This window comes from Amorphoplanes friuliensis DSM 7358, assembly GCF_000494755.1.
Taxonomy (GTDB): Bacteria; Actinomycetota; Actinomycetes; order Mycobacteriales; family Micromonosporaceae; genus Actinoplanes; species Actinoplanes friuliensis.
This window is the reverse complement of sequence record NC_022657.1, coordinates 1,848,610-1,872,399: the sequence shown is the minus strand read 5'-3', so window position 1 is coordinate 1,872,399 and position 23,790 is coordinate 1,848,610. Positions and strand designations below refer to the sequence as shown.

The 23,790-nt window shown below is 71.8% G+C and carries 23 protein-coding genes; 16 read left to right on the top strand and 7 right to left on the bottom strand.

The features are described from left to right. Positions 1-41: 41 nt before the first annotated feature. Positions 42-1,058, top strand: a complete 1,017-nt coding sequence (locus AFR_RS08705; RefSeq protein WP_023359543.1) for an alcohol dehydrogenase catalytic domain-containing protein — start codon at positions 42-44, stop codon at positions 1,056-1,058. A 383-nt stretch (positions 1,059-1,441) separates the two neighbouring features. On the opposite strand, the gene AFR_RS08700 is transcribed toward AFR_RS08705, so the two are convergent. Then, positions 1,442-2,167, bottom strand: coding sequence for a TetR/AcrR family transcriptional regulator C-terminal domain-containing protein (locus AFR_RS08700; RefSeq protein ID WP_238547251.1), 726 nt, complete (start codon positions 2,165-2,167; stop codon positions 1,442-1,444). 29 nt (positions 2,168-2,196) lie between these two features. Here AFR_RS08700 and AFR_RS08695 point away from each other — a divergent pair, with 29 nt between their 5' ends. From AFR_RS08695 to surE, 3 genes are read left to right on the top strand one after another with little or no spacing between them, the layout of a single operon-like run. Further along, the gene (locus AFR_RS08695; RefSeq protein ID WP_023359541.1) at positions 2,197-3,279 is read left to right on the top strand and encodes an FAD-dependent oxidoreductase; all 1,083 of its coding nucleotides are present in this window, start codon (positions 2,197-2,199) and stop codon (positions 3,277-3,279) included. Positions 3,280-3,334: 55 nt separating this feature from the next. Then, the gene (locus tag AFR_RS08690; protein ID WP_238547250.1) at positions 3,335-4,273 is read left to right on the top strand and encodes a 1-phosphofructokinase family hexose kinase; all 939 of its coding nucleotides are present in this window, start codon (positions 3,335-3,337) and stop codon (positions 4,271-4,273) included. Continuing rightward, on the top strand, positions 4,270-5,112 hold the full coding sequence (gene surE, locus AFR_RS08685) for a 5'/3'-nucleotidase SurE (protein ID WP_023359539.1): 843 nt from the start codon (positions 4,270-4,272) through the stop codon (positions 5,110-5,112). Before AFR_RS08690 ends, surE begins: the two co-directional genes overlap by 4 nt. Here surE and AFR_RS08680 read toward each other — a convergent pair. After that, entirely contained in the window at positions 5,109-5,978 is an 870-nt protein-coding gene (locus tag AFR_RS08680) for a serine/threonine-protein kinase (protein WP_148307908.1), read from the bottom strand. The two genes, surE and AFR_RS08680, sit on opposite strands and share 4 nt — an antisense overlap. Positions 5,979-6,054: 76 nt before the next feature. Then, on the bottom strand, positions 6,055-6,423 hold the full coding sequence (locus tag AFR_RS08675; protein ID WP_041840708.1) for an STAS domain-containing protein: 369 nt from the start codon (positions 6,421-6,423) through the stop codon (positions 6,055-6,057). 303 nt (positions 6,424-6,726) lie between these two features. On the opposite strand from AFR_RS08675, the gene AFR_RS43465 reads away from it, so the two are divergent. The 6 genes from AFR_RS43465 to AFR_RS43460 all read left to right on the top strand — a co-directional run bounded on the left by AFR_RS43465 (position 6,727) and on the right by AFR_RS43460 (position 12,287). Further along, complete coding sequence (locus tag AFR_RS43465) at positions 6,727-7,278, top strand: hypothetical protein (protein ID WP_023359536.1); 552 nt, start codon at positions 6,727-6,729, stop codon at positions 7,276-7,278. Positions 7,279-7,487: 209 nt separating this feature from the next. Next, on the top strand, positions 7,488-8,996 hold the full coding sequence (locus AFR_RS08665) for a serine/threonine-protein kinase (protein ID WP_023359535.1): 1,509 nt from the start codon (positions 7,488-7,490) through the stop codon (positions 8,994-8,996). Positions 8,997-9,040: 44 nt separating this feature from the next. Continuing rightward, positions 9,041-9,883: a MerR family transcriptional regulator gene (locus tag AFR_RS08660; protein ID WP_023359534.1), complete on the top strand. Its 843-nt coding sequence runs from the start codon at positions 9,041-9,043 to the stop codon at positions 9,881-9,883. A 69-nt stretch (positions 9,884-9,952) separates the two neighbouring features. Then, on the top strand, positions 9,953-10,102 hold the full coding sequence (locus AFR_RS46700; protein WP_158510520.1) for a hypothetical protein: 150 nt from the start codon (positions 9,953-9,955) through the stop codon (positions 10,100-10,102). Next, positions 10,099-11,370 (top strand): signal peptidase I, encoded by a 1,272-nt coding sequence (locus tag AFR_RS08655; RefSeq protein WP_023359533.1) that lies wholly within the window; start codon positions 10,099-10,101, stop codon positions 11,368-11,370. Before AFR_RS46700 ends, AFR_RS08655 begins: the two co-directional genes overlap by 4 nt. An 83-nt stretch (positions 11,371-11,453) precedes the next feature. Beyond that, positions 11,454-12,287, top strand: a complete 834-nt coding sequence (locus AFR_RS43460; RefSeq protein WP_023359532.1) for a hypothetical protein — start codon at positions 11,454-11,456, stop codon at positions 12,285-12,287. 67 nt (positions 12,288-12,354) lie between these two features. Here AFR_RS43460 and AFR_RS08645 read toward each other — a convergent pair whose 3' ends face one another. Beyond that, positions 12,355-14,157 carry a bifunctional metallophosphatase/5'-nucleotidase gene (locus AFR_RS08645; protein ID WP_041841923.1) on the bottom strand — a complete coding sequence of 601 codons (1,803 nt, stop codon included), beginning with the start codon at positions 14,155-14,157 and terminating at the stop codon, positions 12,355-12,357. A 120-nt stretch (positions 14,158-14,277) separates the two neighbouring features. On the opposite strand from AFR_RS08645, the gene AFR_RS08640 reads away from it, so the two are divergent. From AFR_RS08640 to AFR_RS08620, 5 genes are read left to right on the top strand one after another with little or no spacing between them, the layout of a single operon-like run. Further along, complete coding sequence (locus AFR_RS08640) at positions 14,278-15,114, top strand: hypothetical protein (protein WP_023359530.1); 837 nt, start codon at positions 14,278-14,280, stop codon at positions 15,112-15,114. Then, positions 15,111-15,695, top strand: a complete 585-nt coding sequence (locus AFR_RS08635) for a DUF4129 domain-containing protein (RefSeq protein WP_023359529.1) — start codon at positions 15,111-15,113, stop codon at positions 15,693-15,695. The genes AFR_RS08640 and AFR_RS08635 overlap by 4 nt, the downstream gene beginning before the upstream one ends. Beyond that, the gene (locus tag AFR_RS08630) at positions 15,692-17,023 is read left to right on the top strand and encodes a DUF4350 domain-containing protein (RefSeq protein ID WP_023359528.1); all 1,332 of its coding nucleotides are present in this window, start codon (positions 15,692-15,694) and stop codon (positions 17,021-17,023) included. The genes AFR_RS08635 and AFR_RS08630 overlap by 4 nt, the downstream gene beginning before the upstream one ends. Further along, the gene (locus tag AFR_RS08625; RefSeq protein ID WP_041840707.1) at positions 17,020-17,994 is read left to right on the top strand and encodes an AAA family ATPase; all 975 of its coding nucleotides are present in this window, start codon (positions 17,020-17,022) and stop codon (positions 17,992-17,994) included. The genes AFR_RS08630 and AFR_RS08625 overlap by 4 nt, the downstream gene beginning before the upstream one ends. Positions 17,995-18,001: 7 nt before the next feature. Next, complete coding sequence (locus AFR_RS08620; protein WP_023359526.1) at positions 18,002-19,321, top strand: DUF58 domain-containing protein; 1,320 nt, start codon at positions 18,002-18,004, stop codon at positions 19,319-19,321. 4 nt (positions 19,322-19,325) lie between these two features. Here the strand turns inward: AFR_RS08620 and AFR_RS08615 are convergent, their stop codons facing one another. Both AFR_RS08615 and AFR_RS08610 read right to left on the bottom strand, forming a co-directional pair. After that, complete coding sequence (locus AFR_RS08615) at positions 19,326-19,958, bottom strand: nitroreductase family protein (RefSeq protein ID WP_023359525.1); 633 nt, start codon at positions 19,956-19,958, stop codon at positions 19,326-19,328. Between the two features lie 22 nt (positions 19,959-19,980). Continuing rightward, a complete protein-coding gene (locus tag AFR_RS08610) occupies positions 19,981-20,976 on the bottom strand; it encodes a stage II sporulation protein M (RefSeq protein ID WP_023359524.1) in 996 nt (331 codons plus the stop codon). A gap of 40 nt (positions 20,977-21,016) precedes the next feature. Here AFR_RS08610 and AFR_RS08605 point away from each other — a divergent pair, with 40 nt between their 5' ends. Continuing rightward, positions 21,017-22,021, top strand: coding sequence for an RDD family protein (locus AFR_RS08605; RefSeq protein ID WP_063749528.1), 1,005 nt, complete (start codon positions 21,017-21,019; stop codon positions 22,019-22,021). On the opposite strand, the gene argS is transcribed toward AFR_RS08605, so the two are convergent. Next, positions 21,957-23,615: an arginine--tRNA ligase gene (gene argS, locus AFR_RS08600; protein WP_023359522.1), complete on the bottom strand. Its 1,659-nt coding sequence runs from the start codon at positions 23,613-23,615 to the stop codon at positions 21,957-21,959. The two genes, AFR_RS08605 and argS, sit on opposite strands and share 65 nt — an antisense overlap. Between the last annotated feature and the right edge of the window lie 175 nt (positions 23,616-23,790).

The window sequence follows — 23,790 nt, the reverse complement described above, 5'->3', positions numbered from 1 at the left end:
CGACGTTGTCCGCGCTTGAGACGACCGGTCATATTCAACGCATGACGACGTACCGAGCCATCGAAGTCACCGGAGCACGCCGGTTTGCCCTCGTCGACCGGGAGCTCCGCGAACCCGGCCCCGGCCACGTCCGGATCCGAGCCGAAGCGTGCGGGGTCTGCCACACCGACGTCCTCGCCGTCGAGGGCCTGCGCGCCGACCCGTCCACCCCGATCGTGCCGGGCCACGAGGTCGTCGGCGTGATCGACGCTGTCGGCCCCGGCGTCACCCACTGGCGGCCCGGCGAGCGCGTCGGTGTGGGCTTCCTCGGCGGCCAGTGCGGCGAGTGCGACCGCTGCCGGCGCGGCGACTTCGTCAACTGCACGGATCAACCCCGGACCGGGACCACGGTCGACGGTGGTTACGCCGAGATCGTGTACGCCCGGACGAGCGGCCTGGTCCGCGTACCGGAGGGGTTGACGTCCACGGAGGCCGCGCCGCTGCTCTGCGCCGGACTGACCACCCTGCAGGCGCTGCGCCGGATCGACGCCCGCCCGGGTGCCCGCGTGGCGATCCAGGGCATCGGCGGGCTCGGCCACCTGGCGCTGCAGTACGCGGCACGGCTCGGCTACCGCGTCGTGGCCGTCGCCCGCGGCACGGAGAAGGAAGCGCTCGCCCGCCGGCTCGGTGCCGACGAGTACGTGGACAGCTCGGCGCAGGACGTGGCGGCGGCGCTGCAGGCGCTCGGCGGGGCGGACGCGATCGTCGCCACCGCGGCGAACGGCGCGTCGATGAGCGCGCTGGTCCCCGGGCTGGCACCACGCGGAGTCATGGTCGTGGTCGGCGCGGCCACCGACCCGATCGAGATCGACACCAACGACCTGATCTTCGGCACGCGGACGGTGACGGGCAGCCTGACCGGCTCGTCGATCGACAACGAGGACACCCTGGCGTTCAGCGTGCGGCAGGGTGTCCGGCCGATGATCGAGGTGCTGCCGCTGGGCGAGGCGGCCAGGGCCTACGAGCGAATGATGGCGGGCGCCGCCCGCTTCCGCCTGGTCCTCGACCTGACCGCCTGACCCGCTCGGACGCCCTCCCGGACCCGGCCGCCCGACCTGGATGCGCCGCGCGGACCCCCTCCTGGACTCAGCTGTCCGACCCGGATACGCCGCGCGGACCCCCTCCTGGACCCAGCTGTCCGACCTGGATACGCCGCGCGGACCCCCTCCTGGACTCAGCCGTCCGACCCGGATACGCCGCGCGGACCCCCTCCTGGACCCAGCCGCCCGACCCGGATACGCCGCGCGGACCCCCTCCTGGACCCAGCCGTCCGACCCGGATACGCCGCTTGGCCGCCTTTTCCTCAACCCGGCCGGGCGATCCGGATGCGCCGGACCGGGCCGGATCCGGCGCGGTCCGGTCCGGCCGACCTGGCCGCACCCGACGCGGCCGGGTTCGGCGGCTACGACGTCCGTAGTGGTGGTCGAGCCGCGGTGATGCCGTCCACCACGGTGGTCAGGTTGTGCTCGAAGGTCTCCCCGGCGTCGAGGTGGGCGCCTTCGAGGACCAGACGGGCGACGGTCGGATAGCGGCCGGTCTCCAGCATGCGGGTGAGGTAGGGGCCGAGGCCGGCCTGCCAGGCGGCCTCGTCCGTGCCGGTCGAGCGTGCGGTGCGCCGCTCGGTGATCTCCCGGCGGACCGCGCCGACGATAAAGGCGTTGAGGGCGCCCAGGGCCCGCTGGAGGTCCTCGAGGTCGCGCACACCGGAGGCCTGGCTCAACGCCGCCGCGGTTGTCTCACCGACGGCGAGCGCGTGGGGTCCCAGGTGCGGCCGCCCCCCGAGCACGTCGGCGAACCATTCATGATCGAGGGCGGCTTCCCGGGTGGCATGGGCGACGGCCAGCACCGTGGCCCGCCAGTCCGGGTGCCGGTCCGCCTCGGCGATCCGGGCGTAGACGACGTCGACCATCAGGTCGAGCAGCTCGGACCGGTTGCCCACGTAGTCGTAGAGCCGCATCGGGCCGACACCCAGCTCCTTGGCGATCTTGCGGATCGACAGGCCGTCGAGGCCGTGCGCGTCGGCCAGTCGGATCGCCGCGGCGGCTATCTTCTCGCGGCTCAACGGCACGGGTGCCGCCCGCGGCTGTGGCTCGGGTCGCTCCCAGACGTTACCGTACGGTGTATCCACCAATACATCGTACGGTAAGGAGCCGGGGAATGAGAATCGCGATCGTGGGTGGCGGTCTCGGCGGGCTGACGCTGGCCCGGGTCCTGCACCGGCACGGCCTCGAGGCGATGGTCTACGAGCGGGAGGCGAGCCGGTCCGCGCGGTCGCAGGGAGGCACGCTGGACCTGCATCCGGAGTCCGGGCAGCACGCCCTGGCCGAGGCGGGTCTCACGGCCCGGTTCCGGTCGCAGGCCCGTCCCGAGGGCGAGGAACATCGCATCCTCGATCCCGCCGGGCGGATGCTGGTGCACCACCGGCCGGAGCCCGGCACCTTCACCGGACGTCCGGAGATCGATCGCAGCGCTCTGCGTGACCTTCTGCTCGACGCGCTGCCCGGCGGCGCGGTGGCCTGGGGACACCAGGTCGTGGCGGCGACACCCCGGGCCAGCGGAGGCTGGGAGCTGACGTTCGAAGGGGGCCGCCGAGCCGGTTGCGACCTGCTCGTCGGGGCGGACGGCGCGCGTTCGGTCGTCCGGTCGCTGCTGACCGGCACGGCGCCGTCCCCCGTGGCCACCCTCGTCGAGCTGATCGTCAGCGACGTCGACCGGCGGCACCCCGAGCTGGCGCGGCTGGTCGGGCCCGGGAACCTGTGGTGTGTCGGCGTGAACCAGATCCTGGCTGCTCAGCGGGCCGGCGACGGCAGCCTCCGGGTCGGGATCTCCCTGCCCGCAGAGGACCACCGCGAGCTCTCCGAGCTGTTCGAGGGCTGGGACCCGGGCGTCACCGCACTCGTCACCGCCGCGGACGGCCCGGCGACCGTCCGCCGGATCGAAGCGCTGCCCATCGGCGCACGCTGGGACCACCGGCCGGGCATCACCCTCGTCGGGGATGCCGCGCACCTGATGCCACCGGTCGGCGAGGGTGCCAACCAGGCCATGCTCGACGGTGCCGAACTCGCCAACCACCTCGCCGCCGGGATCGCGGACCCGGATGCGGCGGTCCGGGCGTACGAGGAGGGGATGTTTGCCCGGATCGGTCCGGTCGCCGAGATGTCCGCGCGGGTCCAGGCGATGATGCTGTCGCCGACCGCGGCCGAGGACATCGTCCGCTTCTTCACACCGGCCACCACTTGATCCGGATCTCGCGGATCCGGCCCGGGGGCGGCGAAGCGTCCGTAAGACTGTGATCATGAGCCACAAAGGCGTCATGGTGTTCGTGCCCGCGCCCCAGCTGACCGTGACGATCGAGCAGCAGAACGACAAGGCCGAACTGCACGTGCACCCCGGCGGCCAGGGCGTCTGGCAGGCCCGGATGATCACGCTGCTGGGCGCGCAGGTCACCCTCTGCGCGGCGGCCGGCGGCGAGGTCGGGCGGGTCCTGGAGCCGCTGCTGAAGTTCCACGGCGTGACGCTGAAGACGATAAAGCGCGAGTCCGGGACCGGCTGGTACGTCCACGACCGGCGCAGCGGTAAACGCGAGGAGCTCGCCGAGGACCCCGGCCAGCCGCTCTCCCGGCACGAGATGGACGAGCTCTACAGCCTCGCCCTGGCCGAAGGGCTGCGCGCCGGGATCGCCGTGCTCAGCGGGCCCGCGCACCCGTCGGTGGTGCCGGCCGAGGTGTACAGGCGGCTCGCCACCGACCTCGGCGCCAACGGCTGCCGGGTCATCGTCGACCTGTCCGCCGCACACCTGGCGGCCGCGCTCGAGGCGCGCCCGCACGTGGTCAAGGTCAGCCACGAGGAGCTGATCCGGGACGGCATGGTGCCCGACGGGTCCACCGAGGCGCTCACCCGGGCCCTCTACAAGCTGCACGAGGACGGCGCCCAGATGGCCCTGGTGTCACGGGCCGACGAGGGTGCGCTCGCCCTGATCGAGGACCAGGTCTACGAGGTCGAGATGCCGAAGATGGTCGCCGCCGAGTCGCGGGGGGCGGGTGACTCGATGACCGCGGGAGTGGCAGCGGTCTTGGCCCAGGGCGGCACGCTGTGTGACGCTGTGCGTACGGGTGCTGCGGCCGGCGCCCTCAACGTGACCCGCCACGGGCTCGGCACCGGACGGATCGACGCCGTCCAGGTGCTGACTGAGCGGGTGAAACTGACGCCCGTCGACACGAAGGTGCCGGTATGACGCCACGGATCCTGATCACCAATGACGACGGCATCGACGCGCCCGGGATCCGGCATCTGACCCGGGCCGCCGCACGCCAGGGCCTCGACGTGGTGGTCGCCGCGCCGCTGACCGAGGCCAGCGGCACCAGCGCCGCCATGACGGCCGTGGAGAAGAACGGCAAGATCGTCGTCCAGCAGCGGGAGCTGGCGGGTGCCCGGAACGTCCCCGCGTACGGGGTGGCGGCCTCTCCCGCCTTCATCGTGCTGCTGGCGTTGCGTGAGGCGTTCGGCCCGCCGCCAACGATCGTGCTGTCGGGCATCAACCGCGGTGCGAACGCCGGTGCGGCCGTCGTGCACTCGGGCACCGTCGGCGCCACGCTGACGGCCTCGCACGCCGGCCTGCACGGGCTCGCGGTCTCCCTGGACGTGCTCTCCCCCGCCAACGGCACCGCGTCCAGCGGCGGCCAGGCCATCGCCGATCTGGACAAGGCCGACGACGAGAAACGCCACTGGGACAGCGCGGCCGGTCTGGCGATGAAACTGCTGCCCACGCTGACCCACACCCCGCCGGGCACGGTGCTCAACCTCAACGTGCCCGACCTGCACGTCGACGGCATCCGTGGGCTGCGGCGGGGCAGCCTCGCCAAGTTCGGCCAGGTGCAGATGAGCATCGCCGAGGCCGGTGAGGGTTTTGTGCGTACGGCGGTGCAGGCCGCCGACGAGGCGCTGGAGCCCGGCACGGACCTGGCCTATCTCGCCGAGGGGTTTGCGGTCGTGACACCGATCCGGTCACCGGGTGAGGCGACGGACGTGCAGTTCAACATCGAGTCGATCGTGGTGCAGACGCCCGCGATCTAGTTGACGCTGGGCACCGGGAAGCGGCGGCTGTCCAGGGTCTTCCACAGGGACAGCGCGACGTCGGCGCTGCGGGGACGGTCCTCGGGGCGCTTGGCCATGCAGGCGCGGACCAGGTCCCGGAGTTCCGCAGGCAGGCCCGGGACAGTCAGCACCGGTGTCGGCGCCAGGTGGGCGACCCGGCCGGCGGCGACGATCATGGCCGCGACGGCCGGCGGGTACGGCGACCGCCCGGTCAGCATCTCGTAGAGCAGCACACCCAGCGTGTACACGTCGTCGGACGGTCGGGCGAAGGCCGTCTTGGGATGCGAGGGCAGCTTGCGGTTGTCGCCGCGGACGATGATCGGGTGCGCGCCCGACTCGGCGGTGCGCAGGGCGGCCGTCGCCAGGCCGAAGTCGATGATCTTGACGTCGGCCGCGCTGACCATCACGTTGCGGGCGGTCAGATCGCGGTGGACCACACCCCGGCGGTGGGCCACGGCCAGCACGTCCGCGGCGGTGGCGGCGATCCTCACGGCCTCGGGCCAGTCGAGGCGGCCGCCGGCCAGTCGCTCGGTCAGCGGCACACCGGCGAGCAGCTCGAAGACGACATACGGGACTACTGTGCCGTCCGGGAGGGGCGCCTCGCCGTACTCGAAGACCCGGGGCACGCTCGGGTGCCGGAGCCGGTCGGTGATGAGAGCCTCGCGCCGGACGTTCTCACGGGCCTGCGGGTCGTCCGCCAGGCTCGGGGCCAGCACCTTGATGGCAAGTTTGCGGCCGCGACGGGCGTCGACGGCGGAATAGACGGTCGAAACACCGCCCTGGCCGATCGCGCCGATCAGCACATATCGCCGGAGGATGGCGGTGCCCATCGGAAGTCGCGCCACGAACGGGCACTATTCCCTACTTCCGAGGGCACCGACAAGCTGTCCCGGCCGGTCGCCGGGCGCTGATCACTCCCGGTCAGGGACGCGACACGAGGGGCTCACGGGACGGCTCCGGACAGTCCGTGCACGGCTCCGGAGCGCCGAACAGACCCAGCAGGCCCGTCACCCACAGCTGACGATGGGCAAAACGGCTGGGACGGGTGACAACCAGCTTCACACCGCTGACACTCGCGAGCTGGAAGGCCGCGACCAGGGCACTGATGCCCACGGAGTCGATGAAAGCCACGGCGTGCATGTCGAGCTCGATGCGCTGGGGGCGACCGTTGGCGAGTTTTTCCGCCACGGCCTCCTTGATCTCGTACGCGTTCTCGACGTCGATCTCACCCATCGGTGAGATCTCCACCACCCCACCGGGCAGTGTCGACGTCGTTATCGACAGCGTCACGCCTAAACCTCCACCCACCCGGGGTGCCCCGGGCGTCTTCTCCTCGATACGGGGGTGGAAACCACACCCGTCGGGTCCGGTGAAACTGCTCCGAACCGTAGTGCTCGAACCTGGCAACCGGCTGTGTGCGCCGTGTGAACCGCAGCAAGCGTACCCAGCGAAGTCCACCGTTTTATGCGACGTGATGCTGTCCACATCCGACTGTCCCGCTGTGTTGGCGGCACGTTTGTTTTTCGGACGGGTGGGGGAAGGATGACTGCGATACCCACCGCCGGACCGGCGATCGCAGGAGGTAACGAGAAGATGTTCTCTCGAAAGAACACTGCCGAGCGCACTGCCGCCCAGGCCTGGGACTACCTGTCGTCAGCGATGACGACCGCGGCCGAGAGCACCAAGGACGCCGGCAAGCACACCGCCGACCTGGCGAGCGCCAAGGCCGCGGTGGCCAGTTCCAAGGCCGCGAAGCTCGCCGACGAGGCGAGCCGGCGCAGTTCGAAGCTGGCCACGCAGGCCGGCAAGCGGGGCTCGAAGTTCGCCGACCGGGCGAGCAAGCGCAGCAGCAAGCTCGCGGACCGGGCCGGCAAGAAGAGCGGGAAGCTCGCCGACAAGGCGACCACCAAGCTCAACGCCGCCAGCGACGAGGCCTGGGCGCGGGCCAACCTGGCCGCGAACGCCCTGGCCGGGCGCAAGCCGGGCCTGCCGTGGGGCCTGATCGTCGGCGCGACCCTGGTCGGGGTGGCGCTGGGCTGGGCCGCCGCGTCGACGGCGCGGGCCGCGCTCGAGCGCCAGGCCGAGAACGAGGAGCTGGAGCTGGCGGAGACGGCCATCGTCGTCACGCCGACCTACGACAACTGACGATCGGGCAGCAGCGACCGCCGGACGGCGCCCTTCACCGCCCGGCGGTCGCTGTTGCGTGTCGTACCCCCCACCTAGGCTGCGTCGGCAGGCGACCATCGCGCCCGATCCGCAACCGACCGACCTCGCCGGGGAGCCTCGTGAATCTGTACAGTTGTGCCCGGCTCCTGATCCGTCCGTCGTGTCACCCGAGTAGATAGGTCCAGCTGGTGCTCAGTTCGGGAAGTCTCCTGGACAACCGCTACCGGTTGGACGAGCGCATCGCCACCGGTGGCATGGGTGACGTGTGGCGGGGCACCGACGTGGTGCTCGGCCGGACGATCGCCGTCAAGGTGCTGCGCACCGCGATGCTCTCCGACCCGGAGTTCGCCGCCCGCTTCTACGGCGAGGCGCGGATGATGGCCGCCTTCCGGCACCCCGGTGTCGTCGAGGTCTACGACTACAGCGCCGGTGACGCCAACGACGAGGACAACTGCGCCTATCTCGTCATGGCGTTCGTCGACGGCGAGCCGCTCTCCGCCCGGCTCAAGGACCAGGGCCGTCTCGGTGTCGCCGAGACCATGTCGATCGTGGCGCAGGCGGCCGACGCCCTGCACGCCGCCCACGAGAACGGCACGGTGCACCGCGACGTCAAGCCCGGCAACCTGATCGTCAAGCCCAACGGCACGGTGATCCTGGTCGACTTCGGCGTGGCCCGCTCGGCCGCCGTGACCAGCGTGACCGGCCTCAACGCGATCGTCGGCACCGCCCTCTACATGGCGCCCGAGCAGGTCGCGAAGGGCAACGTCACCCCGGCCACCGACGTCTACGCCCTCGGCGCGGTCGCCTACCACTGCATCGCCGGTCACCCGCCGTTCGACGGTGACAACGCCCTGCAGGTGGCGCTGCGCCACCTCGAGGACGACCCCGAACCGCTGCCGGCCAACACCGTGCCGCCCGCCGTCCACGAGCTGATCAGCCGTGCGATGGCCAAGAACCCCGACGACCGGTTCGCCAACGCCGCCGAGTTCGCCGAGGCCGCGCTGGCCGCGTCCGGCGCCCTCGACTGGCGGTCACAGACCGGCACGTCCATGACCGGGACGGCCCTGCGCCGCCCCACGATGACCGGCACCACGCTGGGCGCCTCGACCCTGGGTGGCGCCGCCACCAGCGGCACGTCGCTGAGCGGAACGTCGCTGACCCGGCCGATGAGCCCGGCCGGCCCCAACCGCGTTCTCCCCGGTCAGCGCAACCTGCTCGAGGCCGCACCGGCCGCGAGGCCGCTGCCCGCCAGGAAGGGTCGCACCCGCAACGAGCTGGTGGTCCTCTTCACGGTCATCGGGCTGTTCGTGCTGGCCGGCGGTCTGGCCCTGGCGATCGCGATGCGGGGCAACGAAGCCGACGCCGGTCAGAACAACGAGCCCGGCGTCGCACCGGCGGCGTCGAGTGCGGCTCCCGAGGAGTCCGACGAGCCCGTCGAGCCGACCGAGACGCCGACGCGCACCAGTCGTCCCAACCAGCCCAACGGCACGGCCCCGAGCAAGTCCGCCTCGGCCAGCCCGAGCAAGTCCGCCTCGGCGTCGGCCTCCGCCTCGAAGTCCCCCACTCCCACGGCGACCACGACGACACCGCCGGCGACCGAGCCGACCACCACGCCGACCGAGGACCCGCCGACCACCGAGCCGACCGACCCGGGCGAGGAAGGCGGCGGCAACGGGGGGACAGGCGCCGGCAACTGAACGCTTGACTCTCACACGGTGTCAGACCCGACGGTGAGGGGACCATGTTCAGTATCGGAGACTTCGCCGCCCTGGGCCGCGTGTCGGTGCGCATGCTGCGCCATTACGACTCGATCGGCCTGATCCGCCCCGCCCGTGTCGACCAGTTCAGCGGCTACCGGTTCTACACCGCCGCGCAGCTGACCCTGCTCAACCGGGTGCTCGCGCTCAAGGACCTCGGCTTCACGCTGCAGCAGGTCCAGACGCTGATCGACGAGAAGGTCGACGTCGGTGAGCTGCGCGGCATGCTGCGCCTGCGCCGGGCCCAGCTCGCCGAGGAGATGGCCGCCGGCACCGCACGGCTGGCCCTGGTCGACGCGCGTCTCCGCATGATCGAGACAGAGGGACACATGAACACCGGAGACGTCATCCTCAAGACCGTCCCGCCGGTCCGCGTCGCGGAGCTGTCGGCGCCCGCCTCCAGTTACGACGGGCCGGACATCAGCGAGGCGCTGACCCCGCTCTACCCGCAGCTGATCGAGCGGATGGAGAGCCAGGGCGTGACGATGACCGGGCCGCCGATGGCGTACTACCTGCCCGCGCCGAAGGGTCCGGGCGACGAGTCGATCACCGTGCACGCCGCGTTCCCGATCACCGGCGAGGTGCCGGCCGACCCGGGCTTCGCCGTGGTCGACCTGCCAGGGATCGAACGGGCCGCCACCCTGCTGCACCACGGCCCGATGTCGGAGGCGTTCCGCACCGGGCAGGCGATCGCCCGCTGGATCGACGACAGCGGCTACCAGACGGTCGGCACCGGGTTCGCCCGCGAGATCTACCTGGACTGCCCCATGGACGACCTCAGCAAGTGGATCACCGAGATGCAGGTGGCGGTGACGCCCGGCACCTGACGTTTTCCTGATCTCGTCCCCGGTCCGGCCGACAGTAGGCCGCAGCCGGCCGGACCAGGGGAGATCTTCGTGGCGTCGTTCGCCAACGGTCTCGGCCCGTGGAACGCGACGGTGAACGCATCGCTGACGTACCGCTTCAGTGTCACGGTGCAGAACGTCGCCGGTGCGCAGAACGGGACCGCGTCGGCGGTGTTCAACTGGGAGGCCCAGGCGTCGTGACCGGCTGGGCCACGGTGTCCCGCACGCTGATCGTCGCGGCCCTGACCACGGTGCTGACCCTGACGGCCTGGGTGCTGCTGCCGTTGTCGTGGGGCTGGGACGCGTACACGGTGACCTCGGGCTCGATGGCGCCGCTCGTGCGTCCCGGAGACGTGGTGATCGCGTCTCCCGGCGCCGGGAGCGGGCCGCGGCCCGGCACCGTGGTGGTCCTGGCGCCGGCGGTCAGCGGCGGCGAGCCGGTCACCCACCGGGTGGTCGAGCGGCTGCCGGACGGCCGCTACCGCACTCAGGGTGACGCTAACGCGCAGCCCGACTCCCGCCTGGTCACCAAGGCGCAGCTGCTGGGCGTCGGCCGGATCGTGGTCCCGCTCGCCGGCACGGTCCGGCTGCACGCCGGCCGGGCCGCACCCGTCGCCGGCCTCGTCCTGATCGCGCTCAGCCTGGCGATCCCCCAGGTCCGGCGCCGTTTCCGGTACGCGGGCAGACACCGTCTCGTGGCCGTCGCCGCCACCGGGGTCCTCGCCGCAGCCGCAGCCCTGCCGGGCACGGGCGCGGTTTACACGGCCACGTCAGCGACCGCCACGAACAGCTGGAAGGCCTCGTACTTCTACACCGCGGCGGTGAAGGCTTCCGGCCCGGTGAGCTACTGGCGGATGGGCGGGACGAGCCCGTCGCCCGTCGCCGACGAGACGGGTACCACCCCGCTCACCCTCTACAACAGCCCCACGACCGGGGTGGCCGGGGCGGTCCGTGCCGACCCGAACACCGCCACGCGGTTCAAGAACGGGACCGGCCCGTCGTACGCGGCGGTGACCGCACCGGCGCACTCGATCACCGGCCCGCTGACGGTCGCCGCCTGGACCGACGCCGTGGCCACCACGAACTGGCGGCTCGTCTTCAAGGGCAGCCCGAACGCCGGAATGATCAATTACCTGCTGTCCTGGAGCAGCGACGGCAGGGACATGCGGTTCATCGTCGACTTCGGCACCACGCGGCAGACCGCCCTCGGCCGCTGGCCCACCGGTGGCGGATACCACTTCGCGGTCGGCGTTTACGACGGCTCGGCGCTGCGGCTCTACCTCGACGGTGTGCAGGTGGCGGCCCAGCCGGTTACCGGGACGATCACCGGGTACCCGGCGCTTCCCCTGACCGTCTCGGAGAACAGCGCCACGACGGGCCTGACCGGGTCCGTGGACGAGGTCGCGATCTGGAACAAAGCCCTGACCGCAACCCAGATCAGCACCCTGTACGCGCTGGCCAGACAGTAGTTCTCAACTCACGCAGGGGCAGGCCGATGGGGTTGACCTCTGGCACGGCAATGCTCCCGAGCCGCCACCGGAAAGGCCCCCGCATGAGCACGGAGTACCCCCAGTTCGCCACCGGATACGCGCAGTACCCGCCGGCCCAGGACCAGTACGCGGCGCCGGTGTCGGCTCCACCCGTGACCGATCAGGGTGAGGCGTTCCCGCCTGTGGCGTACCCGCAGGAGGGTGCGGCCGACTATCCCGAGCCGGTGGCTTATCCGCAGCTCACCGTGCCGGCGGGCTACCCCGGGGAGGTCCCGGAGGCCAGCGGGCTGCCGCAGGCCGGTGCCTACCCGCCGCCGTCGGCCTATCCGACGGCACCACCGTGGGCGGCGGCATCCCCGGAGCCGGAACCGGCCCCGTCGTACCCGGGCCAGGCGGTGACCGGGCACGGTGGGCTGCTGGTGCCGTTCCCCGACGAGATGCAGCACGCCTCGCGGGCCCAGCCGCCGGCGGTGTGGCCGGTCGCGATCTTCACGCTCTTCTTCGGGATCCTCGGGGCGTTCTCGGCGAGCCGCCGGGCCGGAGCCGCCCGCCGCGGCCGCAACAGCACCGCGCCCTACTGGATCACGTACCTGGTCACCCTGGCCGCGGCCGGTTTTGTGTGGTTCGTGATGTCCGCTGTCGTCATCCTCCCGCTGGTCGACAGCATCCAGGAGAGCTCACGACTGTCCGCGGTGCAGGACGCCGTCGTCAACGACGGGCAGCTCAAGGGAGCCAACATCGACGTGACCTCGGCCCAGTGCCGGGCCATCTCCGACCGCAACGCCGCCGGGATGCGGGAGTACCTGTGCCGCCTCACTCTCGGTGACGGGCACACCGGCTCGCTCATGCTGACGGCGGACACGGACGGCCACTGGACGTCACCGCCGGGCGCCTAGACCTACTGGGGTGGGCGGGTGGCCGTCGTGGTGCTCCGCGGAGCACCACGACGGCACCTGCCGTTGATCAGAAGACCGGGACGCCCGCCCGGACCAGCTGCCAGTTCGGGACGAAGAAGTCCGCCGGGTTGATCTCACCCTCGGCCTGCGCCCAGTCGATCAGGAGCTGCCGGATCTCCTGCTGCGCGTTGTAGACCTGCGTCTTCACGATGCCCGGGAAGTTGCCACCACCACTGCGCCGGTAGTTGTTGACCGCGACGACGAACCGCGCGTCCGCCGCGACCGCCACACCCGCGATCTCCAGGCGGGTGATCCGGTCACCGACCGGGCGGCTGATGTCGATGTCGTAATCGACACCCGAGAACACGTCGTAGTTGTAGTCCGGCACGGCCGGGTCGCTGATCGTCGCCGGGTCCGGCGTCGCCCCCACCGGCAGGGTCACGAAGAACTTCGCCGAGAACTCCAGGTACGCCTTCACCTCGGCGCCGGTCAGCACGACCGCCTCGAGCGTGTTGTCGTAGATGTAGAGCCCGGCCACGTCCTTGATCTTGACGTCACCCTGCGGGAACACCGCCGTACGGCTGAACGGCGCCGCGATCGACAGGACGGGCAGCGACGCGTACTCGGTGCCGGCCAGGGCCGCGGTGACCGTGTCCGTCTGCACCTTGTTGATGTAGTCCAGGATCGGCGTGTCCTTGTACCGGGACTCCGCCGCGGACAGCTCCTCGGTGGACGTCGCCACGACCTGGTTGACGTACGCGACCGTCTTGGCGTGCTGCGACCGCACCGCCGCCAGCACCTTCGGGTCCTCGGCCACCGTGTTGGTGTTCAGCAGGTCCGACTTCTTCGCGGTGATCGTCCACCGGCCACGGTCGCGGGTGAGCGTGAAGTCCATCCGCGCGAGCCGCTGTCCCCACTTCGACGGCTCCGACAGCAGCACCTGCGCACCGGTCTTCGTGTTGGTCACGAACCGCTGCGGCACGTTGGCGTGCGCGTGCCCGAAGAGAATGGCGTCGATCCCGGGCACCTGCTCGGCGATGAGCGCGCTCGGGTTCTCGTTCGGCAGCTCCGGCCCGTAACTCGACGTGCCGCTGTCACCACCGTGCGCGGAGATCAGCACGATGTCCGCGCCCCGCGCCCGCATGACGGGCACCCACTTGGCCGCGGTCGCCACCATGTCCTCGAAGTCGAGCTTGCCCTCGACATTGGCCCTGTCCCAGATGGCCACACCCGGGTTGGTCAGACCCAGGATCCCGACCCGCAGCGTCGGTGCGCCGTGACCGAGCGAGACCTTCTTGATCACGTACGGGGTGAAGGCCGGCCGCCCCGACTTCGCATCGACGGCGTTGGCCGCCAGCGCGGGGAAACCCAGCTGCCGGATCCACAGGTTGAGCAGCGGCAGCCCGTAGTTGAACTCGTGGTTCCCCAGCGTGATCGCGTCGTAGTGCAACACGTTCATCGCCCGTGCCATCGGGTGCTTCTCACCGGTCGTGGTGATCGGCTCCTGCTTGGCGTAGTAGGTCGCCAGCGGCGTCCCCTGGATCGTGTCACCGGCGTCGAGCACCAGCGTGGCCTTGCCCCGCCGCTCCGCCCGGATCTGGTTGACCAGCGCCGCCAGCTTCGCCACCCCGACATCGTTGTGCGCGCTGTCGTCGTACTCGAGATCCTTGTAGTAATCCCAGTTGTACACATTGCCGTGCGTGTCCGACGTACCGAGCACCGTCAGGTCATAGGTCTTGGGAGCGTGCCCATGCCCGTGGCCGTGCGAGGGCGCAGCCTGCGCCGCCTCGCCGAGCACCAGGGGAACGGCAACACCGGCAGCGGCGGCACCGAGCACACCACGCCGCGAAACGCCTGCAGGAAGGGTCATCACGAACCTCTCGAAGAAAAACCACCAGGACACCTCGTGAGCGCCCACGAGGCACCATAACCGCCGATGCATCGACAGGCGAGACGATGGACGCGGCGGGCATCTCGTAGGATCGCCGCCATGCCTGCGCAGGCGGATCTGCCGCTGCGTCCGATGACGCTCGGTGAGTTGCTGGATGCCGCCATGGCGTTGTTGCGGGCGCGGGCCGTGCCGCTCATCGGGACCGCCGCTGTGCTGGCGCTGCTGGAGCAGGCGCTGCTGGTCCCGTTGCGGACCGCTGCTTTTGCGACGCCGCCCTACTACGGACCGGCGCGGACGCATTTCGGGGTCTGGTGGAGTGTCACGTCGGTCGGGTTCGCCACCGAGGCGTTTGTTCTCACCCTGGTCGGGGCGCTGGCCGCGGCGGCCGCCGGGCCGGCGTTGATCGGGCGGGCCGTGCCGCACCGGGAGTTGTGGTTGCGGACGCGTCCGCTCGCGACGATCTGCATCGCCGTGCTGCTCGGGGTGGCCGGCGGGGCCGGGTTCTTCTTCGGGGTCGTGCCCTGGCTGATCTGCTACGGGCTGTTCGGGCTGACCGCGGCGGTGCTGATCATCGACCGGTCCGCGAACCCGTTCACCGCGCTGGTCCGGTCGGCGAAGCTGGCCGCGCGTGGGGGGCTGCGGGGGTTCTGGACGTTGCTGGCGGCGTACATCACCTGGTTTGCGATCCGGTTTGCGCTGGGCAGTGGGTGGGTGTCGTTGCTGAAGCTGATCAGCGGCGGGGATCCGCGGTGGCTGGCCTGGATCACACCGGCGGCGTACACGCTGGCGAACGCCGTTGCCTACGCCGCGCTGGCATGTGTGGCCGCCGTGCTGCTGCTCGAGACGCGGATCCGGACCGAGGGGCTCGACCTGGCGATCAGCCGGGCGCGGGCGCGCGGTGAGGACGACGCCGACCCGCTGGTGTACGCACGATGACCCGCGTCTGGGACGAGTTCGTGGCGACGGTCTTCGACGTGATCGCCCCGCAGACGCTGCTGCTTCTGCTCCTGCTGCTGGCCGGGATCAGTGGCGCGCTCTGGTACTGGTTCCCCGCCTGGGTGCCACGGCGCTGGCCGCGACTTCCCCGCCTGCGGATGCCTAAGTTGAGGTGGCCGCGCTTCCGGCGTACCAGGAAACCGAAGGCCGCCAGGAAGGGGAGGAAGTCGAAGCCGGAGCCGGTCTTCGCGCCGACCGTCGTGCTTGCCGACGGCACCCTGCTGGCCGACCGGCTGGCCGCCGAGGGGCGTTATGCCGAGGCCGTCCGGCAGCGCCTGCGGGACGTGGTGGGTGACCTGGCCGCCGCCGGGGTCGTCACGCCGCTGCCGGGCACGACCGCCGCCGAGGTCGCGGCCGTCGTCGCGACGAACCGCCCGGCGATGGCCGGTTCGCTGGGCCGGGCCACCGATCTGTTCTCCGAGATCTGGTACGGCAACCGCCCCGCCCAGCACACCCACGACGAACGCATGCGCGCGCTGACCGGCGACGTCCGCAACCGGATGCGGGAGGGTACGCCGTGAAGTCGCGCCGCTGGATGAGGTTCGCGCTGCCGTTCGTGGTCGTCGCCGGTCTGGCCACGCTGACCGGGATCGTGCACGCGGTGGAGCAGAGCGACCCGACCGACGCCTCGTTCCTCTCCCCCACCAGTGACGAGGGGGAAGGTGCCCGGCGGCTGGCCGACAGCCTGGCCCGTGACGGTGTCGACATCGATGTCCGCAGCAGCACCGCCGATGCGCTGACCGCTGCGGGTGCGGGCGGGCCGGCGACCGTCTTCGTGACGACGCCGGGCCTGGTCAATCCGTCCTACCTGGACCAGTTCCAGTCGCTGCCGCCGGAGGTTCGTGTGGTCCTCGTGGCGCCCGGCGCGGAGCAGGTGCGTCGGGCGGGCCTCACCATCCCGGTCGGCGGCCCGCGGTGGACCGCCGCGGCGCCGCAGCCCGGGTGCTCGACGGACTACGCGACCGCGGCCGGGCCCGCCGCGGCGCTGCGCCTGGCCTACGATCCGGGCGGCTACCGGGCGGTGCGGTGCTACCAGGACGGGCTGGTCGAGATCCAGACACCGCGGGCCCGGATGACGCTGATCGGGGCTTCCGACCCGTTCCGGAACGACCGGGCGGACGAGCACGGCAACCACACGCTGGCCGTCGGTCTGCTGGGCCGGGCACCCCGGGTGATCTGGCTCGACCTGCACGAGCGGGAGTCCGATCCGGCGCCCACCGCCACGCCGCCGCCTGCTCCGACCCGGGACGACCAGTCCGGCACGGACGAGTCCGAGCCGCGGGAAGGCGAGGAGGACGAGGCGGGCGAGCCCACCGACGGACCGTCCGGGGAGCCGGAGGACGGCCAGGCGGCGGAGAACGGCGGCGGCAACGCGGTCACCGGAAGCCCCCTGGCCCAGGCCTTCCCGCCGGCTGTCTGGGCCACCCTGGCGCTGCTCGCCCTGGCCGCCCTGGCCCTGGCCGCCGCGTCGGCCCGGCGCCTGGGCGCGCCGGTCGCCGAGCCGCTGCCCGTGCGGGTCCGGGCCGCTGAGACGGTACGCGGCCTGGGCGGCCTGTACCGGCGGGCCGGCGCACGCAGCACCTCGCTGGCCACCGTGCAGAACGCCGCCCGCCTGCGGCTCACCGAGCATTTCGGGATGCCGCCGGACTCACCGGTGGACGAGGTGGCCGAGCGGGTGGCCGCCGTGACCCGGCAGCCGGTCGCCGAGGTACGCCACGTGCTCGGCGCCGGGGTCGAGGACAGCGACGAGGAGCTGGCGCGGGCCGCGACTACCGTGCAGAACCTGGTCCGCTACGTGACCGGGCAGCAGAACTGGCAGCAGGGACCTGACGAGGGGAAAGTGACGTGACGTCTTCCGTATCCGTGGAGGCCATCGCGGCCCGGGACGCGCTCCAGCGTCTGCGGAACGAGGTCGCCAAGGCGGTCATCGGCCAGGACGCGGTGGTCGGCGGTGTGGTCATCGCGCTGCTCTGCGGCGGCCACGTGCTGCTCGAGGGTGTGCCCGGTGTGGCCAAGACGCTGCTGGTCCGCGCCCTGGCGGCGGCGCTGGACGTCGACACCAAACGGGTGCAGTTCACCCCCGACCTGATGCCCGGCGACGTGACCGGCTCGCTGGTCTACGACGCCCGCAGCGCCGCCTTCAACTTCCGGCCCGGGCCCATCTTCACCAACCTCCTGCTCGCCGACGAGATCAACCGGACGCCGCCGAAGACCCAGGCGGCGCTGCTGGAGGCCATGGAGGAACGCACGGTCAGCACCGACGGCGACACCCGCCGCCTGCCCGAGCCGTTCATCGTGGTCGCCACCCAGAACCCCATCGAGTACGAGGGCACCTATCCGCTGCCCGAGGCTCAGCTGGACCGGTTCCTGCTCAAACTCACCGTGCCGCTGCCGCAGCGCGAGGAGGAGCTGGGTGTCCTCCGGGCGCACCACAACGGCTTCGACCCGCGGGACCTCAAGGCCGCCGGTGTCGGACCCGTCGCCACCGCCGCCGACCTGGCCGCGGGACGCCAGGCCGCCCGCCGCGTCGCGGTCGCCGAACCCGTCCTCGAGTACGTCGTCGACCTGTGCCGGGCCACCCGGGTCTCGCCGGCGCTGGAGCTGGGTGCGTCCCCGCGGGGCACCACCGCCCTGCTCGCCGTGGCCAAGGCGCGGGCCTGGCTCAGCGGCCGCGACTACGTGCTGCCCGACGACGTGAAGGCGTTTGCGATCCCCGTGCTGAGGCACCGCGTACGCCTGCGGGCCGAGGCGGAACTCGACGGCATCTCGACCGACTCGGTGCTGCGGACCGTGCTGGGCGCCGTGCCCGCGCCCCGCTGAGCCGACCGTGGTCACCAGGCGCTTCGCGCTGCTGCTGGCGCTGGGCGTACCCCTGCCGGCGCTGCTCCCGTCACCGTGGCTGCTGACGCTGGCCGTGCTCGGCCTGGCCGCCGTGGCGGCGCTGCTGGATGTGCTGGTCGCGGCGCCGCTGACCGGTGTGACACTGCGCCGCGAAGCCGACGCGACGGTGTGGCTGGGTGAGACGGCTACCGCCGTGCTCACCGTCGGCAACGCGGCGCGGCGGCCGATGTGGCTGCGGCTGCGCGACCGCTGGGTGCCGTCGGCCGGCGCGGACAACACCGAGCACCGGCTCAACCTGCTGCCCGGCGAACAGCAGGAGATCATCACCACCCTCACCCCGACACGGCACGGCGACCGGCCCGCGGTCCGGGTGACACTGCGCTCGTACGGGCCGCTCGGGCTCGCGTACCGGCAGCGGCGCCAGCGGTGGAACGACGCCGTCACGCCGGGGTCGACGCTGCGGGTCCTGCCGCGCTTCCCGTCGCGGCGGCTGCTCCCGGAAAAGCTGGCCAAGCTGCGGATCTTCGACGGCGCCGTGGTCACCCGCGGACGCGGCCAGGGCACCGAGTTCGACGTCCTCCGCGAGTACGTCATCGGCGACGACGTCCGCTCGATCGACTGGCGGGCCAGCGCGCGTACGCACGACGTGGTGGTCCGGACCTGGCGCCCCGAGCGCGACCGCCGGGTGATCTGCGTGCTGGACACCGGCCGTACGTCGGCGGCGCGGATCGGCGACGAACCCCGCCTGGACGCCGCGATCGACGCCGCGCTGCTCCTGGCGGTCCTCGCCTCCAAGGCTGACGACCGGGTGGACCTGCTGGCGGTCGACACCGCCGTCCGCGCCAAGGTGGAGGGCGGCGGCCACCGCACCAAACTCCCCCGCCTGATCAGCTCGATGGCCTCCCTGGAACCCGCCCTCGTCGAGACGGACTTCGGCCTGGCCGTCGCCGACCTGCTCCGCCGCGACCACAAACGCTCCCTCGTGGTCATCTTCTCGGCGCTCGACGCCGCGCCGATCGTCGAGGGCCTGCTGCCGATGCTCACGCGGCTGACAACCCGGCACCGCGTGGTCCTGGCCAGCGTCCGCGACCCGGAGACCGCCCAGCTGGCCCAGCTCCCGGTCCAGGGCGCCACCGCCGACGACGTCCACGTGGCCGCAGCCGCCGAACTCGCCCTGGCCGAACGTGGCCGCGTCCGCACCATCCTCGAACAACAGGGCGTGATGGTCGTCGACGAACTCCGCGACAACTTCGCCTCGAAGGTCGCCGACGTCTACCTGAAGCTCAAAGCAGCAGGCCGGCTCTGAGGCCTCAGACCCAGCGGATGATCTCGTCCGGAGCGGGCCGCCCGGCCGGGCGGAAATCCGTGCCCTTCGTGTACGCCACCGGCGTGAGCACCGCCTGCGCGAGCGTCTCGTAGTCGAGCCCCAGGATCTCGGCCACGTCCCGCTCGCGGGCGAGGTGCATCGACGTCCACGCGGTGCCGAGCCCGCGGGCCCGGGCGGCCAGCATGAAGCTCCACGTGGCCGGGATGACGTTGCCCATGCCGGCCACCGCCCACTGCCGGTTGGGGCCCTCGTTGCAGGCCAGGACCAGCACCGGCGCATCGCCCATGTGCTCGCCCAGGTAGTCGGCGGAGCTCGCCACCCGTCGCTGCACCGCGTCGCGGGCGTCGTCACCGGTGGGCTTGCCGGCGTACCCGGGTGAGGCCTTGTAGCCGGCGTACACCTCGCGGTAGATGTCGCCGACCGCCCGGCGCTTCGCCTCGTCGCGGACCACGACGAACCGCATGGTCACGTTGTTCGACCCCGACGGTGCCTGCAGGGCCATCGCCACGCACTCGCGGATCGTGTCGTCGGGCACCGGCCGGGTGAAGTCGAGGCGTTTGCGGACCGCCCGCGTGGTGGAGAGCAACTGGTCCGGGTCGAGATCAAGCAGAGTCATTCCCCTGACCCTAGGACAGGTTCTAAGCGGTCGGGACCGGGGTCTCGGTGTGTTCGGGGGCGAGGTCGCCGGTTTCGCCGCGGTGGTGGGCCGCCGCGCCGAGCACCAGGGCGTACGCCAGGAAGAGCAGCCAGACCGCGGCGCCGATGCCGATGCGGATCGAGGTGGGCAAGGCGGACGGTGTCACGTAGGCCTCGAGGACGCCGGAGACGGCGAGCATGGCGACCAGGCCGAGGGCGACCAGCATGCCGCCGCGGGCGTGGGCGGTGAGGGCCTGGCCGCGGGTGCGGTGCGGGCCGGGGGCGATCCAGGCCCAGCCGATGCGGAGGCCGACGCCGGCGGCGACGAAGATCGAGGTCAGCTCGAGGAAGCCGTGCGGGAGGATGAAGCTGAAGAACGTGTCGCCGTGGCCGGCGTAGATCATCACGCCGCCGATCATGCCGATGGCGAAGAGGTTCTGGCCGAGGATGTAGAGGACCGGCAGGATCAGGACGCCCGAGGCCAGGCACTGGGCGGCGATCAGGGCGTTGTGCGACCAGACGCTGGCGGCGAAGTTCTGGGCCTGGAACTCGCTGTAGTAGCCGACGAAGTCCTTCTCGACGTACTGCTGGAGCTCCTGGCCGGTGCCGAAGCTGCTGATGATGTCGGGATTGGTCGAGAAATACCACATCAGGGCCCAGCCGAGGAGCACGTTGATCACCATGACGCCGAGCCACCAGTGGCGGGTGCGGTAGAGCTCGGCCGGGAACGACGAGGTGAAAAACCGGCCCACGGGACGCCAGGAGAAACGCCGCCCGCCGGTGACCGCCGACCGGCCCGCGATCACCAGCTGCGACAGCGAGGCGAGCAGGATCGGGTCGGGCGAGTGGCTGCGGACCACCGACAGGTGGGTGGCCGCACGCTGGTAGAGCAGGACCAGCTCGTCGGCCTCGTCCGGTGACAGCCGGCGGCGGCGGGCCAGCACCTCGAGCCTGTTCCACTCCCCGCGGCGCTCGGCGACGTACGCGTCCAGGTCCACCGGCGCAGCGTAGCCAACGCCGATCGGGTTAACTACCCGCATGACTGTGGCGGTGACGACCCCCGGTGGCCGCGACGAGCCGCTCGTCAACGGCGAGGCTGTCCAGGTCGACGTGCGCCCGGCCCGGGTCGGCTCGCGCGGGCTGGCCCTGATCATCGACATCGCCGTGCAGCTGCTCTTCGCGTTGCTGCTGATCATGGTGATCGGGATCGTGTCGCAGGCGCTGCCGCCGGGCGTGGCCGACCAGGCGTTCATCCAGGCGTCGACCACCATCGCGACGATCGTCGTGTTCATCGCGTACCCGACGATCGCCGAGACCATGACCAACGGCCGCAGCCCCGGCAAGCGCGCCATGGGGCTGCGGGTGGTGCGGGCCGACGGCGGGCCGATCCGGTTGCGGCACGCGCTCACCCGTACGCTGGTCGGCGCGGCCGTGGAGTGGCCCGGGCTGCTCTTCCCCCCGCTGACCTGGGCGGTTGCGCTGACCACGATGCTCGCCTCGCCGCAGGGCCGGCGCCTCGGCGACCAGGCCGCGGGCACCTTTGTCATCCACGAACGCTCGCCCGCACCGTGGGGCTGGGTGCCGTCGATGCCGCCGCAGCTGGCCGGCTGGGCGGCGGCGCTGGACCTGAGCGGGCTCGACGACCAGCTCGCCCTGGCCGCCCGGCACTACCTGGCCCGGTCGGCCGAGATCCGGCAGCCGCAGAACGGCCGGTTCGCGCGCGAGCTGGCGCAGGAGATCGCGGAGAAGATCGCCCAGCAGCCGCCGCCCGGCACACCGGACTGGGCGTTCCTCAGCGCCGTCCTCGCCGAACGCCGCCGCCGGGCCGGCGACCGGGTGCACACCACCCGGGCGCTGACCCAGCGGATCTGGCCCGGCTTCGGGCGGCTCTCCTGGGCGCAGCCGGTCACCGCCGACCCGACGTGGGATCCGGCCGGCAGCAACCGGCCGATCCTCGGTGTTGTCATGGAGGAGGGCGTCACATCCGCGCAGGCGTGGCAATCCCCAGCAGGTCAAGACCACGCCGGAGGGTCCGGGCGGTGAGAGCACACAGGGCGAGACGGCTTTCGCGTACGCCCGCAGGGGCTTTGAGCACCGGGCACTGCTGGTAGAAGACGCTGAACGCCTGAGCCACGGCGTACAGGTGACCGGTGAGCCGGTGGAACTCCAGCGAGCGGCCGACCCCGGTCACCACCGGCGCGAAGGCGAGCAGCTCCAGGACCAGCGCCCGTTCGGCGGGCTCGACGACGTCGATGCGCCCCTCGAACGGTCCCGCCCGGTCGAAGATCGCCTGGATCCGGGCGTACGCGTACTGCTGGTACGGCCCGGTGCTGCCGGTGAGCGCCAGCATCCTGTCCCAGTCGAAGGTGTAGTCGGAGAGCCGGTCGCCGGACAGGTCGGCGTACTTGAGGGCACCGATGCCGGTGGCCCGGGCGACCTCCGGGTTGGCGGCCAGTTCGGCGGCGCGGCTGATCGCCTCGTCGATGACCGCGGCCAGCTTCACCGACTCACCGGTCCGGCTCCGGAACATCTTGCCGTCGGTGCCGAGGATCGAGCCGAAGCCGACGTGCTCCGCCACGACCCCGTCGGGCAGCCAGCCCGCGGCGGCGCCCACGGCGAAGACCATCTGGAAGTGGACACGCTGGGGCGTACCCACGAAGTAGAGCAGCCGGGTCGCACCCAGTTCCTCCACCCTGTACCTGAGTGCGGCGAGATCCGTTGCGGCGTACCCGAAACCGCCGTCGCTCTTGCGGACGATCAGCGGGAGCGGCTCGCCGTCACGGCCGGTGAAACCGGGCGGGAACGCGCAGAGCGCACCGCCGCTCTCGACCAGCAGATCCTTCGCGGCGAGGTCGTCCACGACGGATTCCAGCCGGTCGTTGTAGAAGCTCTCGCCGAGGAAGTCGTCCGGCCCGAGCGTGACACCGAGCCGTTCGTACGCGGCCAGCAGGTACCGCTTCGACCTCTCGACCAGCTGCCGCCACTGCGCGAGGGTCGCCTCGTCGCCGGCCTGCAGCGCGACCACCCGTAGCCGGGACCGTGTCCTGAACTCCTCGTCGGTGTCGAACCGCACCCGGGCCGCCTGGTAGAACGCCGTCAGGTCGTCGATCCCGGCCGCGTCGTCCGCGCCCAGGTGCTCGATCAGCAGGCCGAACGCCGTGCCCCAGTCGCCGAGGTGGTTGGCCCGCACGACGTCGTGGCCGAGCCACTCGAGAACCCGCACCGCGGCGTCACCGATCACCGTGGACCGCAGGTGCCCGATCGTCAGCTCCTTGGCCACGTTCGGCGAGGAGTAGTCGACGACGACACGTTCCGGGTGGCCGGCCAGGGGCACACCGAGGCGCGGGTCGGCGGCGACGTCGTTCGCGGCGGTGGTGACGAAGGTGTCGTCCAGCCGCAGGTTGAGGAACCCGGGGCCGGAGATCTCACCGGTCGCGACGCCGGTGAGGTCGGCCGCCGCGAGCACGTCGGCCGCGATGTCGCGCGGCGCACGGCCGAGCTCCCGGGCCAGCGGCAGGGCCGCGCCGGACTGGAAGTCGGCGTGTTGCGAGCGCCGCACGGCCGGATCGACGGTCACACCGGCGACCTGGGAGAACGCGGCGGCGAGCCGCGCGGAGAGCAGAGCTTCGAGATTCATGGGTCACCCATCGACAAGGCAGGTCGATCGGGGCCGTCAGGGGCGCCGGCGGGATCGACCCGCCGGCTGAAGGCACGTGCTAGCTCAACCGGAAGGTGATGATCCGGCGTCGCAGGCTGCTGATGCTGTGCACGACGACGATGATAGCGGGCCGAAGAGCGTCGGGGGGAGGAGA

Coding starts and splice junctions, on each gene's coding strand:
- AFR_RS08635 (WP_023359529.1), top strand. CDS start 15,111: ATGACCCGCGTCTGGGACGAGTTCGTGGCGACGGTCTTCGACGTGATC.
- AFR_RS08705 (WP_023359543.1), top strand. CDS start 42: ATGACGACGTACCGAGCCATCGAAGTCACCGGAGCACGCCGGTTTGCC.
- surE (WP_023359539.1), top strand. CDS start 4,270: ATGACGCCACGGATCCTGATCACCAATGACGACGGCATCGACGCGCCC.
- AFR_RS43460 (WP_023359532.1), top strand. CDS start 11,454: ATGAGCACGGAGTACCCCCAGTTCGCCACCGGATACGCGCAGTACCCG.
- AFR_RS08615 (WP_023359525.1), bottom strand. CDS start 19,958: ATGACTCTGCTTGATCTCGACCCGGACCAGTTGCTCTCCACCACGCGG.
- AFR_RS08660 (WP_023359534.1), top strand. CDS start 9,041: ATGTTCAGTATCGGAGACTTCGCCGCCCTGGGCCGCGTGTCGGTGCGC.
- AFR_RS08605 (WP_063749528.1), top strand. CDS start 21,017: ATGACTGTGGCGGTGACGACCCCCGGTGGCCGCGACGAGCCGCTCGTC.
- AFR_RS08695 (WP_023359541.1), top strand. CDS start 2,197: ATGAGAATCGCGATCGTGGGTGGCGGTCTCGGCGGGCTGACGCTGGCC.
- AFR_RS08690 (WP_238547250.1), top strand. CDS start 3,335: ATGAGCCACAAAGGCGTCATGGTGTTCGTGCCCGCGCCCCAGCTGACC.
- argS (WP_023359522.1), bottom strand. CDS start 23,615: ATGAATCTCGAAGCTCTGCTCTCCGCGCGGCTCGCCGCCGCGTTCTCC.
- AFR_RS43465 (WP_023359536.1), top strand. CDS start 6,727: ATGTTCTCTCGAAAGAACACTGCCGAGCGCACTGCCGCCCAGGCCTGG.
- AFR_RS08645 (WP_041841923.1), bottom strand. CDS start 14,157: ATGACCCTTCCTGCAGGCGTTTCGCGGCGTGGTGTGCTCGGTGCCGCC.
- AFR_RS08640 (WP_023359530.1), top strand. CDS start 14,278: ATGCCTGCGCAGGCGGATCTGCCGCTGCGTCCGATGACGCTCGGTGAG.